We start from the raw sequence: 13,464 nt of genomic DNA on the forward strand, positions 1-13,464 counted from the left end.
GATGATCATCACAGATGAAGAGTTGTTGGCCCTGCTGGAGTCAGATGTCAGCCAGGAACCGGTATTTCACCCCGTCAGTGTCTATGCCCTGGACGCCGTCTCCCATCAGGCGGCAAAGGAGGCGGGCTTGCCGGCCTATGCCAGTCTGCACCGTACCCGGCCGGACGCGAGCTGGCAGTGGGAGGGGTTGTTCGCCGCCGGGGCCATCGCCCTGTTCGATCCCGCCTCCCACGAGGGGGCCGACTATCTGCCGCGGCTGCAGACCCCGGGGGTGGGGATCTACCCCCTGTCGGATCCCTGGCTTGAGGGGTTGCAGGCGCGGGAGCAGGGGTGGCGGGACTGGCTCGCCCGGCTCCAGATCCTGCTGCTCGAGGATCACCCCTTCCAGGGGGCCTGCATCCAGCAGGAGATCCAGGCGCTGGGGCTGCCCTGCCACTGGGTGCAGGACGGCGAAGGTTGCCTCAAGGCGCTGGAAGAGGGGGCGGTGGGGCTGCTGGTCTGCGATCTCAGCCTGGCGGAGCAGGATGCCATCAGTCTCCTGATGAGCCATCCCCAGTACCGTCACAGCGGCCTGCCCATCATACTGCTCTCCGCCCACGATCAGACCCTGATCGACGGCGCCAGGCGACTGCTGCACGACGCCGGCTTCAACGTGCTGGCCGCCCTGGCCAAGCCGCTGCAGAGCGACGATCTGCTGCGGCTGCTCAAGGCGCTCTACCTGGGGCCGCAGCGCCAGCGCAGGCTGGGTGGCCTGAAGCGCACCATTCGCAGCTGGCAGGGAGAGGCGCGGGGTCAGCTTGGCCTGCAGGCGGATGCGGCCTCCAGCCCCCTGCCAATCTGGCTGGCCGTGAGCAGCCTGCCTCCTCACTGGGATCCCCTCAAGGCATGGCTGGAGCAGCATGGCAGGCAGGCGAACGAGCTGACCCTGGTCATCCATCGGCGGGATAATTTGCTGAACCAGGCGGATCGCTTCGCCCTAGTGCTGCAGGCGAGTCTTGCCGGGGCCAGGCTAGCCCTGCTGCTCGACAATGCCCAGCACCTGCCTTTCGATCAGCTGGAGCGGCTGCCCATCCAGAGCCTGCTGCTGGGGCAGCATCTGCTGCCGGAGCTGGAGGCGATGGCTGCCGACGCCCTGCTGGCCCGCTTCATCGGGCGTGCTCGCGAGCTCGGCATGGCCCTCTATCTCGACGACCCCTTCAACCTGCAGGATGCCGCCCAGTGGCAGGATCTCGGCATGGCGGGGCGCTGGTAGCCCGTGCCGCGCTACCTCTGCTGGCCCCCCGATGAGGCGCGCCTGCACCGGGCGCTGGCGGGCTGGGTACACCCCGGCTCGCGGGCCTCTTTGCCCCTGATGATGGAGGTGGGTGGTATTCCCTGCCGGCTGCAGGAGCTGGCAGGATCCGATCCCGAGCGGCTGAAGGCGGCCTACGAGGCGCTGAGCGAGCAGAGTGTCTACCTGCGCTTCATGCGCGCCAAGCAGCCTGCCACCGCCGATCAGCTCGCCTTCTTCCTCGACTACCCCAGAGCGCCCCAGATAGGGCTGCTGCTCACCGACGAGCAGGGTGCACCGCTGGCCATGGCCCAGTCCATCCGGCGGCGCCTGCATCCCGACAGGGCGGAGTTCTCCTGCATAGTCGCGGATCATTTTCAGCATAGGGGGGCCGGTCGCCGCATCCTGCTGGCGCTGGCATTGCTGGCGCACGGGGAGGGGATCCGCGAGTGGACCGCCGAGGTGCTCGGCCAGAACAGGCCCATGCTGGCCCTGCTGAAGGGGCTGGGGTTGCCGCTGACCCTGGTGACGGGGCGGGAGATGGTGTTTGTGCGGCTGGACTTGAGCGTTCTCGACACCCTGGTGCCCCGGCATTCCTAAGACCAAGGGCGAATGTGCCGGGCCAGCCGGTTGTGCTAAGGTCAGCCTGTGATCCGTTGGAGGAAATCAACCATGGTGCAGTCAGCCAAACATATCGTGATCCTCACCGGCGCCGGCATCTCGGCCGAATCCGGTATCAAGACCTTCAGGGCCTGCGACGGCCTGTGGGAGGAGCACAGGGTGGAAGACGTGGCCACCCCCGAGGGCTACGCCCGGGATCCCGAACTGGTTCAGCGTTTTTACAACGCGCGGCGCCATCAGTTGCAACGCGCCGAGATCCACCCCAATCCTGCCCACTATGCCCTGGCGCGCCTCGAGCGCCTGCTGCCGGGGCGCGTGACCCTGATCACCCAGAACATCGACAACCTGCACGAGAGCGCGGGCAGCAAGCACCTCATCCACATGCACGGCGAGCTGCTCAAGGCCCGCTGTCCGGTTTCCGGGCAGGTGATCGAGTGGCGTGGGGAGCTCCACCAGGAGGAGCTCTGCTCCTGCTGCCAGCTGCCCCAGCCGTTGCGGCCTCATGTGGTCTGGTTTGGCGAGATGCCCCTCGGGCTGGATCGTATCTACTCGGCGCTGGCGCAATGCGATCTCTTCATCTCCATCGGCACCTCGGGGGCCGTCTATCCTGCGGCAGGCTTTGTCCATGAGGCTGGCCTCAACGGTGCTCACACCGTCGAGCTCAACCTGGAGCCGAGCGAGGTAGGCAGCCAGTTTGACGAGAAGCGCTATGGCCCGGCCTCCCTGCTGGTGCCAGCCTTCGTGGACGAATTGCTGCAACGCTGCGGCGTACACCAGCCCAAACAGATCGACGGTCATAACTGGATGGAGATGCGTGGGCCATAGCTATTGAGAAATGACATAGTTGCATTGGCTCCATGAAGCCGCCAAACTGACCCGTAAAATAAAGGATGCAGCTGGCGCAAGGGATATGAATATTTTCAAGCATGGAACCGCTTTTCTTCTGCTGGTGCTGTCGACGTTCGGCACTCAGGCAACCTCTTCTTCACCTTTGTTGCACCTGATCCTGCCAGACAAGCGGGAGGTCCGCCTGGATGAGGCGGCGCTGGCCGCCTTGCCGCAGACCGAGTTCGAGACGGCGACCCCCTGGACCGCCGGTGTTCACCGCTATCGTGGCCCGGACCTGAAGGCGATGCTGGCGGCGCAAGGGGTCGCCGAGGCCAGCGTGCTCGATGTGGTGGCGCTCAATGGCTATCGGCAACGGGTCGATCTCTCCCTGTTTGCCAAGGTGCCGCTGACCCTGGTGCGCTATCAGGATGACAAGCCGCTCACCCGCCGCAACAAGGGGCCGCTCTGGCTGCTGATCCCTCTCTCGGCCCATCCCGAGATGGATGTCTCCGCCATCCACAACAACATGGTCTGGCAGACTATCCGCATCGAGGTCGTCAAGTGACCCGCCGACAGCGCCACAATCTGTTGCTCGCAGCCATCTCTCTGCTGTTTCTGTTCTCCTCCGTCTGGGGCCTGCTGCTGCAAAGCCGCCACGAGCAGCTGGTCGATGTCTTCTACCGCAACATCCACTGGAACATCAGCCAGGTGATGCAGGAATCCCAGCGTTTTCTCTACGATTTGCGCCTCTATCGGGCGGGTGCCCTCGAGATGGAGACCCTGAGCCTGGATTACGATCTGCTGTGGAACCGGCTGGATGTGTTCCTGATCAGCAGCGAGACCGCAGATGCGCGCGCCCGTCACGGGCTGGGGACTGTGCTGGCCGGGCTGTTTGACGAGATCAAGGCGCTCGAGCCCCAGATGCAGGCCGGTGCGCTGCAACAGGGGGAAGCCCTCGATCGGTCGCTGATCCGGATTGCCGAGCTGACCCGCCAGGTGGAGCAGATAGGGGATCAGATCCTCTCGGGGCAGGAGCGGGAAGCCTCCCTCAATCAGCTGCGCCAGAGCCTGTTCTGGATCCAGATCTGGCAACTGATCCTGCTGGTGATGGGGGGCGTGCTGGTCTTCGCCCTGATCCGCACCAATCTGCAGAATCGCCGCCTCTCCCTGCTCGACCCCATGACCCGGCTCGGTAATCGCCGCGCCTTGCAGGGCCAGCTCAGGCAGTCCCTTCAGCGCAATCATGTCCAGGCCCTGGTGGTGCTCGATCTGAAGCGGTTCAAGCAGGTCAATGATCTGCTCGGCTACCAGGTCGGTGATCGCCTGCTGCAGGCGGTTGCCGCCAGGCTGCGGCAAGCCTATCCAGGTCGGGCCTACCGGCTGGGAGGGGATGAATTTGCCGTGGTGCTGGCCGCCGGGCAGGAGGCGATCACCTCCCGCATGGAGGCCATGGTGGACCTGCTGCAGTTCGAGTTCGTGACCCGGGAGAGCAGCTTCGATCTGGCCTGTCGCTTCGGGGTGGCCAGGGCCGGGGAGGGGGAGGATGGGGATCAGCTGCTGGAGCAGGCCATATTGGCGCTGAATCAGGCCAAGCGGGACAATGCGACCCTGATCTGGTACCAGCCGGCGATGAAGGCCTCCCTGAGCATGGGCCAGCGCCAGCTGCATCAGCTGCGGGAGTGGCTGGCGGAGGCGGCGCCCTCGCCGCTGGAGACCATCTCGGAGAGCCTGGAGGACGAGCGGGGGCAACAGGTGCTGGGCATCACGCTGCGCTGGCGGGTGGGTCAGCAGGGGTGCGACATGGAGTGGATGCAGGAGCGCGGTATCCTGGGCCCCGTGGTGGCACGGCTGCTGACGGACGCCGAACAGCGGCTGCCGCTGCTCCTGGTGCTCCATCAGCAGTCCCAGCTGGCCCATGTGCTGGCCTATCTGCCGCCCCTGGGAGAGCGGACGCTCATCCTGGCGTTGCCGACCCTGACGGAAGATGCCCTGCTGCTGGAGAAGCTGATCCAGCGCGGCTGCGTGCTGGCCCTGCGTGAGCTGGGCAGTCGCGCCCCCGCACTCTTGCGCGCGGGCTGGCCGGTGCGCTACTGGTTGCCCGACCCCTCGGATCACGATGCCCTGCTGCAGCCCCTGGCGCACCAGCTGGGGCTGCTGCGCCTGGATCGTCCGGCAGAGGCGCAGGAAGGGGATATGAGGAGGCAGCGGGAGCCCCGCTGAGCCGGTGGTGGCGGATAGTGCATGACAAGGGCGGCCGAGGCCGCCCTTGTCATTGCGCCTATCAGGACTGATGGGTGGCAGTGGAGGGTTGCAAGGGGGCGCAGGAGTGCCTGATCACCAGGTCTGGGTCCACGGTGATCATGCGATTATCTATCTGCTCGCCGTTGATCCGCGCCAGCAACCGGGTGACGGCGAGGCGACCCAGCTCCTCCTTGGGCTGATTGATGGTGGTCAGCGGCGGGCACATAAACTCGGCCAGTGCCACGTTGTCATAGCCGACCAGGGAGAGATCCCGTGGAATGACAAGCCCCGCCTGGTGGGCGGCGCTGATCACCCCCATGGCCATCATGTCGTTGCACACGAAGAGGGCGCTGGGGCGCCTGGGCAATGCCAGCAGGCGGGTCATGGCGGCGGCGCCGCTGGCGCAGTCGAAGTCCCCCTCCTGGATCCAGTGCGGATTGACGGTGAGCCCCGCTTCTCCCATCGCCTGCTCGAAACCCGCCAGGCGCTGATTGGCCGGGGCCCGGCTGTGGGGGCCTGTGATGCAGCCGATCTCGGTGTGACCCAGGGCCAGCAGGTGGCGGGTCGCCAGATAGCCGCCGCGATGGGAGTTGTCGGCGATGAGATCCACCTCCTTGTTTTCCATGCCCCAGTCCATCACCACCACAGGCAGGCTCTTGAGCCAGTCGAGCTGGTTGAACACCTCCTGCTGCCCCTCGCTGCACATGATGAGCAGGCCATCCACTCGTTTTCTGAGCATCATCTTGAGGTAGGAGAGGGCGGTCTCGGCCTGCCCCTCTGTGTTGCCCAGCATCAGGTTGTAGCCCTGCTCGAAGCAGTAGCGCTCCACCCCGCGCACCACCTCGGCGAAGAAGGGGTTGCTGGAGGTGGTGACCAGCATGCCGATACTGTTGGTCTCCTTCACCTTGAGGCTGCGGGCCACCAGGCTGGGGGCATAGTTGAGATCGCGCATGGCGGCGAAGACCCGCTCCCGGGTCTCCTCGGCCACGAAGCGGGTCTCGTTGATGACGTGGGAGACTGTGGTGGTGGAGACCCCCGCCCGCGCCGCCACCTCCTTGATGTTGGCCATCAGTGCCCCTGCGCCGCTTGGGACTGGAGGAAGGTGTCGACCTCCTGCTTGCCCGGGATCGAGCTCTGGGCCCCGAAGCGGGTCACCGAGAGGGCGGCCGCCCCGTGGGCGAAGCGCACCGCGTCCTGGAAGCTGGCACCGGCCAGCTCGGCCGCCAGCAGGGCGCCGTTGAAGGTGTCGCCTGCGGCCGTGGTGTCCACCGCCTCGACCCGAAAGCCCGCAATGAGCGCCTGCTGCCGGCCGTTGCTGCAATAGACCCCCTGGGACCCCAGGGTGATCATCACGTCCGCTATCCCCATCTGGTGGAAACGGGCCGCCGCCTGGGCCGCGCTCGCCTCGTCGGTGACCTTGACGCCGGTCAGCAGCTCGGCTTCGGTCTGGTTGGGGGTGATGAGATCCACCAGCGCCAGCAGGTCGGCCGAGAGCGGCTGGGCGGGCGCCGGGTTGAGCACCACCCGGGTGCCGTGGGCACGGGCCAGACGGGCAGCCTCCAGCACGCTGTCGAGCGGCACTTCCAACTGCAGCAGCAGGGTATGGGCGCCCGCGATCAGGGCCTCATGGCGTCTGACCATGGCGGTGTCGAGGGCGCCGTTGGCCTCGGTGGAGAGGCCTATGCTGTTCTCCCCCTCGTCGCTCACATAGATGATGGCGATGCCGGTGGGGAGGCGCTCGTCCTGCTCCACCGCACTCACCTCTATGCCATCGGCGGCGAAGCCCGCCTTCATCTGGCGGCCGATGGCGTCGTCGCCGATGCGGGCGATAAAGGAGACTTCTGCTCCTAACCGGGCGGCGGCCACCGCCTGATTGGCCCCCTTGCCACCGGGGACGACCTGGTAACTGTGACCGGTCAGGGTTTCACCGGGACGGGGAAAGTGGGGGACGCGCAGCACGTGATCCGCATTGACGCTGCCGAGAACTACGAGACGATTCATATCGATCACCCTTGATTGAGAACATCTTGGCTTGAGTGAGCCCAAGCCGGGAGGCTCTGCCTGCGCACCGGAGACAAAGGGGGAGGCGAGCCTCCCCCGTCATGCTTACTTGCTGACGATTTGCAGCGGCACCGGGATGGATTGCTCCACCGGCTGGCCCTTGAGCACCTTGTCGGCGGTTTCCACGCCGATGGCACCGATCAGCGCCGGCTGCTGGGCCACGGTGGCGGCCAGTTTACCCTTGGCCACCGCCGCCTTGCCATCGTCGGTGCCGTCGAAGCCGACGATCATCACCTCTTTGCCGGCCGCCTGCACGGCGCGGATGGCACCCAGCGCCATCTCGTCGTTCTGGGCGAACACCGCCTGCACGGTCGGGTGGGCCGCCAGCAGGTTCTCCATGACGTTCAGCCCCTTGGTACGGTCGAAGTCGGCGGGCTGGGAAGCCAGCACCTGCAGCTTGTTGGCGGCGACCGCCAGGGCGAAGCCCTCGCCACGGTCACGGGCGGCGGAGGTGCCGGCTATCCCTTCGAGCTGGATCACCTTGGTGCCGGCCCCCAGCTTCTCGGTGATGAAGTCACCGGCCAGCTTGCCACCGGCCACGTTGTCGGAGGCGATGTGGGCCTTGACCTCACCCTGGGCGGCGCCGCGGTCCAGGGTCAGCACAGGGATATTGGCCTTGTTGGCCAGGCGGATGGCGTTGCCCACGGCTTCGGAGTCGGTGGGGTTGATCAGGATGGCGTTGACCTTGCGCACGGTGAGATCTTCCACGTTGGAGAGCTCCTTGGCCGGATCATTCTGGGAGTCCAGTACCACCAGCTCGTAGCCAAGCTCCTTGGCCTTGGCTTCGGCTCCCTCCTTCATGGTGACGAAGAAGGGGTTGTTGAGGGTGGAGACCACCATGGCCAGGGTCTGATCGGCGGCCTGGGCGGTGCCCAGCACGGACATGATGGCGGCAGCGAGCAGGGTATTGAGCTTTTTCATCATTTCATTCCTTGTGTGTGCTTACTTGCTTTTGTTATCGATCATCACGGCGAGCAAAATGACGCTGGCCTTGGCGATCATCTGGTAATAGGACGAGACGTCGAGCAGGTTGAGGGCGTTGTTGAGGAAGCCGATGATGAGGGCCCCGATCAGGGTCCCCATGATGCGGCCCTTGCCCCCCATCAGGCTGGTGCCCCCCAGCACCACGGCGGCGATGGCATCCAGCTCGTACCCCATGCCGGCGGTCGGCTGGGCCGAGGAGAGGCGGGAGGTAACGATGAGCCCGGCCAGGGCCGACAGCATGCCGCACAGGCCATAGACGGCGAGCTTGACCCTGGCCACGTTGATGCCGGAGAGGCGGGTGGCCGACTCGTTGCCGCCCAGGGCATAGATGTAGCGGCCGAGGCGAGTGTGGTTGAGCAGGTACCAGGCCAGCAGGAAGACGATGGCCATCAGCCAGATGGGCACCGGCAGACCGAACAGGTAGCCGGTCCCCAGCCAGGCGAAGTGATCGGCGCCGTCGCTGAAGCCGGTGGAGATGGGGCGCCCCTCGGTGTAGACCATGGTGACGCCGCGCAGGGCCGTCATGGTCACCAGGGTGGCGATGAAGGCCTGTACCTTGCCCTTGGCGATGATGAGGCCGCTGACGCCGCCGAGCAGGGCGCCGGCCCCCAGGGTGAGGGGCACCACCAGCCAGATCGGCAGCTCCATGGCGACCATAGTCGCCGCCAGGGCGCCGCACAGGGCCAGCACAGAGCCGACCGACAGATCGATGCCGGCGGTGAGAATGACCAGCGTCATGCCGACCGCCATGATGGCGTTGACCGAGGTCTGACGCAGTATGTTGAGCAGGTTGTCGGCGGTGAAGAAGTTGGGACTCAGGAAGGAGACCACGCCGATCAGCACCAGCAGCGCCACCAGGGATTTGTTCTCGATCCACCAGGCCTTGCTCATGACGCCACGGCGGGGAAGGGTTTGGGTTGTCATTGTGCTGCCTCTTGCTCTGCTTGCCACTGTTTGCCGACTGCCGCCGCCATCAGTTTCTCCTGATTGGCCTCGCGGGTGTTGAACTCTGCGCTGATGCGCCCTTCGTGCATCACCAGGATGCGATCACTCATGCCGAGTACTTCCGGCATCTCGGAGGAGACCAGGATGATGCTCATCCCCTCCTTCTTGAACTGGTTGATGAGTTGATAAATTTCCTTCTTCGCCCCCACGTCGACGCCGCGGGTCGGCTCGTCCAGGATCAGCACCTTGGGCCTTGTCAGCAGCCCCTTGGCGATGGCCACCTTCTGCTGGTTGCCGCCGGAGAGCAGCTTGATCAGCTGATCCTGACTCGGGGTCTTGATGTTGAACAGACGCACATAGTCGCTCACCGCCTGGCGCTCGGCCTTGCCATCTATCTTGCCGTGAGTGATGAACTCGCCGAGGGCGCACAGGCTCATGTTTTCACGCACCGAGAGCTCCAGCACCAGGCCATCCCCCTTGCGATCCTCGGAGATGTAGGCGATGCCGGCGGCCAGACCGTCGGCCGGGGTGCGCGGCACCAGCACCTTGCCATCGACCTCGACAGCGCCGCTGCTGATGGGGCTGGCGCCGTAGATAAGCTTCATCAGCTCGGTGCGACCGGAACCCATCAGGCCGCTGAAGCCGAGGATCTCCCCCTGACGCAGGGAGAAGCTCACCCCGCGCACGCCGGGGCCGCTCAGATCTTTCACCTGCAGGCTGACGGGGCCGAGCTCGCGCGCCAGGCGCGGGTATTGCTCCTCCAGCCGCCGACCCACCATCATCTCGATGATCCTGTCTTCGTCCAGCTCGCTCACCGCCTGCTCGCCGATCCACTTGCCGTCCCGCAGCACGGTGACCTGATCGCAGATCTGGAAGATCTCCTTGAGGCGATGGGAGATGTAGACGATGCCGCAGCCCTGTTCGCGCAGCTCGCGGATGACCACGAACAGCTGCTCGGTCTCGGTGTCGGTCAGGGCATCGGTGGGCTCGTCCATGATGATGACGCTGGCATCGAACGACAGCGCCTTGGCGATCTCCACCATCTGCTGCTCGCCGATGGAGAGATCCCCGAGCCGGGTATCAGGCCCATGTTTGACCCCGAGACGGGCCAAGAGGGTGCTGGCCCGCTCGCGCAGCTGCTTGTGGTCTATGTTGCCAAAGCGGGTGCGCGGCTCGCGGCCGAGGAAGATGTTGGCGGCAATGGAGAGCTCCGGCAGCAGGTTCAGCTCCTGGTGGATGATGCTGATCCCCTGATCCTGGGAGTCGCGCGGTCCCTTGAAGTGCACCGGCTGGCCGCGATAGCTGACGCTGCCCGCATCGGCCTGATAGATGCCGGTCAGCACCTTCATCAGGGTGGATTTGCCGGCGCCATTTTCACCGAGCAGGGCCATCACCTGGCCCGGATAGACCCGCAGTCCCGCTTCGTCGAGGGCGCGCACCCCGGGGAAGGTCTTGACGATCCCGGTCAGCTCCAGAATGGGTGAGAGGGGAGAGGTTGTGCTCATTTGCAGCTTCCTTGAAGAGGCTTAAAACGCCACACCGGCGCAGAGGATCAGGTTGGCGTAGGGAGTCACCTCACCGCTGCGTACCACAGCCTTGCTCTGACGGGAGCGGGTCTTGAACGCCTCGTGCAGGCAGTACTCGATGGCGATGGGCTTGCCCTGGGACAGGGCATGCGCCTCCAGCTGATCCACCAGCGCCTGATGGGCATCTGGGCTGATCAGTTTTATTTCGCTCGCCATGATCACCTTCTCCACCACCAGATCGGTGAGCAGGGCGGTCAGCACGGTTGCAAGGCTGGGAGTGCCCGCCATCAGCGCCAGATCGATGCGCTCAGGCCCTGCCGGAATGGGCAGGCCCGCATCGCAGACGGTGATCTCGTCGGTGTGGCCCATCTGTGCCACCAGGGCACTCAGGGGAGCATTGAGCAGCTTGCCTCGTTTCATACAACACCTCGGCGGCATGGGAACCGCATGTGGATATTTATCTGGGCAACCGGTTACGCAACCGGTTGCGTCGTTGAGGCGAAAGATAGGCGCTAACCGTTAACGGGTCTAGGAACAGATGGCGAAAATGTGAAAACGATCTCAGTGATCCGGCCGTCGGAGGGAAAAACGGGTGCCAGAAGAGCACCCGTACCACGAGAGGAAGGGGTCAGAGGAGCAGGGCTTGCTGCACGGCGGGGCGCGCCAGCATGCGCCTGGTGTGGGCCGCCACCTTGGGAAACTCGTCGATGGCGACCCCGTCGCTCTCGAGCCAGCTGGCCACCACGAACAGGTAGATGTCGGCCAGGCTGAAACGCTCCCCCAGTACCCAGGGACCGGCCAGATAGTGGTGCTCTATCTCGGCAAATCCCTCGCGCATGTTCTGGGGCATCCTGGCCTTCATGGCGGCGATGGCCTGTTCGTCATCGGCCCAGCGACTGCCGCGGCGGCCATGGGCATGGGAGACGTGCACCGTCGAGGCGAGGAAGCTGTGCACCTCCTGCATCCTGGCCAGCAGGAAGGGGTCGTCCAGGGGGGCCAGCCCGGCATCCTGGAAACGCTGGGCCACGTAGAGCAGCAGGGCCGGGGTTTCGGTCAGCACGCCGCGCTCCGTCACCAGGGCCGGCACCCGCCCCTTGGGGTTGATGGCAAGGTAGGCGGGGGTGCGTTGCTCCCCGGCGGCGAGATCGAGGCGCTTGATCTGGTGCGGGGCACCGGCTTCCACCAGGGCGATGCGCACCGCCATGGCACAGGTACCGGGGGCGAGATAGAGCGTCAGTTCGGACATTGCAGCTTTCCTTGTGTGGGTGATCCGGGATGAAGTGCGCGAGAGAGCGAGTCTGTCGAGTCTTGACCATCCATCCTACGCCCATGGCGGGCCAGGGCCAAGCCAGGTAACGGAGGAGCTGGCAGAGGGCCGCACGACAGGGCGGCTGTCAGTGAAATCAATGGCTTTCTGAACGGAAGATAACAGGAAAAACGACTACGCATGCCCGGTCAAACCGCTATAATGTGCCACCTCGGAACAGTCGCTTTTGAATGTTGGATAGTCAATTGAGTAATAGAATGCGGATCGGTGGAACCCTCGAACAGTCCCTCAGCCAGGGATACCGTCTGGACCTGCAAGGGGTGTTGAAGGAGGCCTGGCAACAGACCCGCCGCACCGGTTTCGGTCTGACGCTGGCCATCGCCGGAGTCATGGCAATCTGGATCCTGCTGAGCAACACCCTGCTGGCCCCCTATGTCAGTCAGGAAGGGGGTGACATGGACATGGCCCTGATATTGAGCCTGCTCATCACCGTCATCATGTCTCCCATGACCTCTTCCCTCGACATGCTGGGGTTGCAGCAGTCGGTGGGGGTGCGGGCCCGACCGAACCAGGTGTTCGACTTCTTCCGCCACTTCCTGCGTCTGGGCTCCCTTAGCCTGCTCGGCAGCCTGATCACCAGCCTGTTCGGCCCCCTGTTCGAGCTGCTCGGCCTGCCGGTGATGCTGGCCTTCATTCCCTCTGGCCTGGTGGGCATGGGGCTGCTGTTCACCGTGCCCCTGGTGCTGGAGCGCGGCCTGTCGCCGGCCCAGGCCATCCTGGTCTCCCTCAAGTTGTTCGCCCGCGGCTGGCCCAGCATAGTGCTGCTGCATGGCGTCATGCTGGCGCTGTTTTTCCTGGCCATCATCCCCATGGGCATAGGCCTCATCTGGGTGGCCCCCCTCTATTTCAATCTCAAGGGGATCCTCTATCGGGATCTGTGCGGGGTCGCCGTGGAGGTGACCGAAGTGGCGGACAATGCCGCCACCGGGCAAGGGCCCGATCATTTCAACGCGTGATGCAAAAGGATGGCATATGAAGCTGGTTCGACATGGCATGGCGGCAAGTCTGCTGATAGTGCCGGCGCTGTGTGTGGCGGCGCCCTCGCTGGATCTGCAGTACAGCACCTTCTACAGCCAGATGAAGACCTTTGCCAAGGGCGAGTTTGGTGATGCCAGGTTGGGGTTTTATCTGACCGATCCGCAAAGTGGCCAGCGCTGCGAGCTCGCCTCGGCCCGGGTTTCGACCCTGGACAGGGACGTTGCCGCCGAGGTGACCATAGACAGCGAGCTGCGCCTGCCCTATGACGACGATCTCAATCTCGACAAGGCGACCGTGGTGGTGGAGCTGACCGAACCACATGCCGCCTGCGACATGTCGGTACAGGTGATGGCCGATGCGCCCCCTGCGTCGGATGGCCAGGGGTTCAGGGTGAGCGAGGTGGTGACACGCCAGCAGGAGATGCAGTCGCTGCTGGACAAGCTGGCCGGCATGGTCGGCAAACACTTCCTGCCGGAGATGGCGGGGGTGCGGCTGACCCTGGTGCAGCCGAGTGGCACCGCCTACCTCATCGACGGTGCCCATCAGCAGCCTCTCTCCTGGCAGGATGGCCAGCTGCTGCTTCGCAACGAGCAACTCGCCGACTTCGCGGCGGGCAGGTTGCAGCTTGAGGGGGAGATACTGCGACTGACGCCCTGGTTGCACAAGGGCTGAAGACGGCGGGG

At 64.9% G+C, this 13,464-nt stretch carries 14 protein-coding genes; 7 read left to right on the forward strand and 7 right to left on the reverse strand.

The genetic code is table 11. The features are described from left to right. Position 1 precedes the first annotated feature (1 nt). The 5 genes from ACWPWQ_RS12305 (at position 2) to ACWPWQ_RS12325 (ending at position 4,939) form a co-directional block, all read left to right on the forward strand. Positions 2-1,252 carry a response regulator gene (locus ACWPWQ_RS12305; RefSeq protein WP_319913536.1) on the forward strand — a complete coding sequence of 417 codons (1,251 nt, stop codon included), beginning with the start codon at positions 2-4 and terminating at the stop codon, positions 1,250-1,252. Between the two features lie 3 nt (positions 1,253-1,255). Beyond that, positions 1,256-1,870: a GNAT family N-acetyltransferase gene (locus ACWPWQ_RS12310; protein WP_139434416.1), complete on the forward strand. Its 615-nt coding sequence runs from the start codon at positions 1,256-1,258 to the stop codon at positions 1,868-1,870. Between the two features lie 72 nt (positions 1,871-1,942). Next, the gene (cobB, locus tag ACWPWQ_RS12315; protein WP_202045789.1) at positions 1,943-2,716 is read left to right on the forward strand and encodes a Sir2 family NAD+-dependent deacetylase; all 774 of its coding nucleotides are present in this window, start codon (positions 1,943-1,945) and stop codon (positions 2,714-2,716) included. 85 nt (positions 2,717-2,801) lie between these two features. After that, positions 2,802-3,284: a hypothetical protein gene (locus ACWPWQ_RS12320; RefSeq protein WP_454009888.1), complete on the forward strand. Its 483-nt coding sequence runs from the start codon at positions 2,802-2,804 to the stop codon at positions 3,282-3,284. After that, positions 3,281-4,939 carry a diguanylate cyclase domain-containing protein gene (locus tag ACWPWQ_RS12325; RefSeq protein ID WP_454009889.1) on the forward strand — a complete coding sequence of 553 codons (1,659 nt, stop codon included), beginning with the start codon at positions 3,281-3,283 and terminating at the stop codon, positions 4,937-4,939. The genes ACWPWQ_RS12320 and ACWPWQ_RS12325 overlap by 4 nt, the downstream gene beginning before the upstream one ends. A 61-nt stretch (positions 4,940-5,000) precedes the next feature. On the opposite strand, the gene ACWPWQ_RS12330 is transcribed toward ACWPWQ_RS12325, so the two are convergent. From ACWPWQ_RS12330 to ACWPWQ_RS12360, 7 genes are all read right to left on the reverse strand, one after another. Then, positions 5,001-6,029, reverse strand: coding sequence for a substrate-binding domain-containing protein (locus ACWPWQ_RS12330; RefSeq protein ID WP_454009890.1), 1,029 nt, complete (start codon positions 6,027-6,029; stop codon positions 5,001-5,003). Further along, positions 6,029-6,961 (reverse strand): ribokinase, encoded by a 933-nt coding sequence (rbsK, locus tag ACWPWQ_RS12335; protein WP_454009891.1) that lies wholly within the window; start codon positions 6,959-6,961, stop codon positions 6,029-6,031. The genes ACWPWQ_RS12330 and rbsK overlap by 1 nt, the downstream gene beginning before the upstream one ends. Positions 6,962-7,066: 105 nt before the next feature. Continuing rightward, positions 7,067-7,942, reverse strand: coding sequence for a ribose ABC transporter substrate-binding protein RbsB (gene rbsB / locus ACWPWQ_RS12340; protein ID WP_041205808.1), 876 nt, complete (start codon positions 7,940-7,942; stop codon positions 7,067-7,069). A 21-nt stretch (positions 7,943-7,963) separates the two neighbouring features. Then, entirely contained in the window at positions 7,964-8,929 is a 966-nt protein-coding gene (gene rbsC / locus ACWPWQ_RS12345) for a ribose ABC transporter permease (protein ID WP_025327024.1), read from the reverse strand. Next, a complete protein-coding gene (gene rbsA / locus ACWPWQ_RS12350; protein ID WP_454009892.1) occupies positions 8,926-10,455 on the reverse strand; it encodes a ribose ABC transporter ATP-binding protein RbsA in 1,530 nt (509 codons plus the stop codon). The genes rbsC and rbsA overlap by 4 nt, the downstream gene beginning before the upstream one ends. Positions 10,456-10,476: 21 nt before the next feature. Continuing rightward, the gene (gene rbsD / locus ACWPWQ_RS12355) at positions 10,477-10,896 is read right to left on the reverse strand and encodes a D-ribose pyranase (RefSeq protein WP_265435229.1); all 420 of its coding nucleotides are present in this window, start codon (positions 10,894-10,896) and stop codon (positions 10,477-10,479) included. Positions 10,897-11,104: 208 nt separating this feature from the next. After that, positions 11,105-11,722 (reverse strand): glutathione S-transferase family protein, encoded by a 618-nt coding sequence (locus ACWPWQ_RS12360; protein ID WP_454009893.1) that lies wholly within the window; start codon positions 11,720-11,722, stop codon positions 11,105-11,107. Positions 11,723-12,000: 278 nt separating this feature from the next. Between ACWPWQ_RS12360 and ACWPWQ_RS12365 the strand changes: the two genes are divergently transcribed. Beyond that, positions 12,001-12,759 carry a DUF2189 domain-containing protein gene (locus ACWPWQ_RS12365; protein ID WP_319913524.1) on the forward strand — a complete coding sequence of 253 codons (759 nt, stop codon included), beginning with the start codon at positions 12,001-12,003 and terminating at the stop codon, positions 12,757-12,759. A gap of 16 nt (positions 12,760-12,775) precedes the next feature. Further along, positions 12,776-13,453, forward strand: coding sequence for a DUF2987 domain-containing protein (locus ACWPWQ_RS12370; protein ID WP_454009894.1), 678 nt, complete (start codon positions 12,776-12,778; stop codon positions 13,451-13,453). The last annotated feature ends 11 nt before the right edge of the window (positions 13,454-13,464 follow it).

It is taken from the genome of Aeromonas sp. Marseille-Q7275, assembly GCF_965119515.1.

Bases quoted from the DNA above. Each gene is read 5' to 3' on its own strand.
- ACWPWQ_RS12305 (WP_319913536.1), top strand. From the start codon at position 2: ATGATCATCACAGATGAAGAGTTGTTGGCCCTGCTGGAGTCAGATGTC.
- cobB (WP_202045789.1), top strand. From the start codon at position 1,943: ATGGTGCAGTCAGCCAAACATATCGTGATCCTCACCGGCGCCGGCATC.
- ACWPWQ_RS12320 (WP_454009888.1), top strand. From the start codon at position 2,802: ATGAATATTTTCAAGCATGGAACCGCTTTTCTTCTGCTGGTGCTGTCG.
- ACWPWQ_RS12330 (WP_454009890.1), bottom strand. From the start codon at position 6,029: ATGGCCAACATCAAGGAGGTGGCGGCGCGGGCGGGGGTCTCCACCACC.
- rbsK (WP_454009891.1), bottom strand. From the start codon at position 6,961: ATGAATCGTCTCGTAGTTCTCGGCAGCGTCAATGCGGATCACGTGCTG.
- rbsB (WP_041205808.1), bottom strand. From the start codon at position 7,942: ATGAAAAAGCTCAATACCCTGCTCGCTGCCGCCATCATGTCCGTGCTG.
- rbsC (WP_025327024.1), bottom strand. From the start codon at position 8,929: ATGACAACCCAAACCCTTCCCCGCCGTGGCGTCATGAGCAAGGCCTGG.
- rbsA (WP_454009892.1), bottom strand. From the start codon at position 10,455: ATGAGCACAACCTCTCCCCTCTCACCCATTCTGGAGCTGACCGGGATC.
- rbsD (WP_265435229.1), bottom strand. From the start codon at position 10,896: ATGAAACGAGGCAAGCTGCTCAATGCTCCCCTGAGTGCCCTGGTGGCA.
- ACWPWQ_RS12360 (WP_454009893.1), bottom strand. From the start codon at position 11,722: ATGTCCGAACTGACGCTCTATCTCGCCCCCGGTACCTGTGCCATGGCG.
- ACWPWQ_RS12365 (WP_319913524.1), top strand. From the start codon at position 12,001: ATGCGGATCGGTGGAACCCTCGAACAGTCCCTCAGCCAGGGATACCGT.
- ACWPWQ_RS12370 (WP_454009894.1), top strand. From the start codon at position 12,776: ATGAAGCTGGTTCGACATGGCATGGCGGCAAGTCTGCTGATAGTGCCG.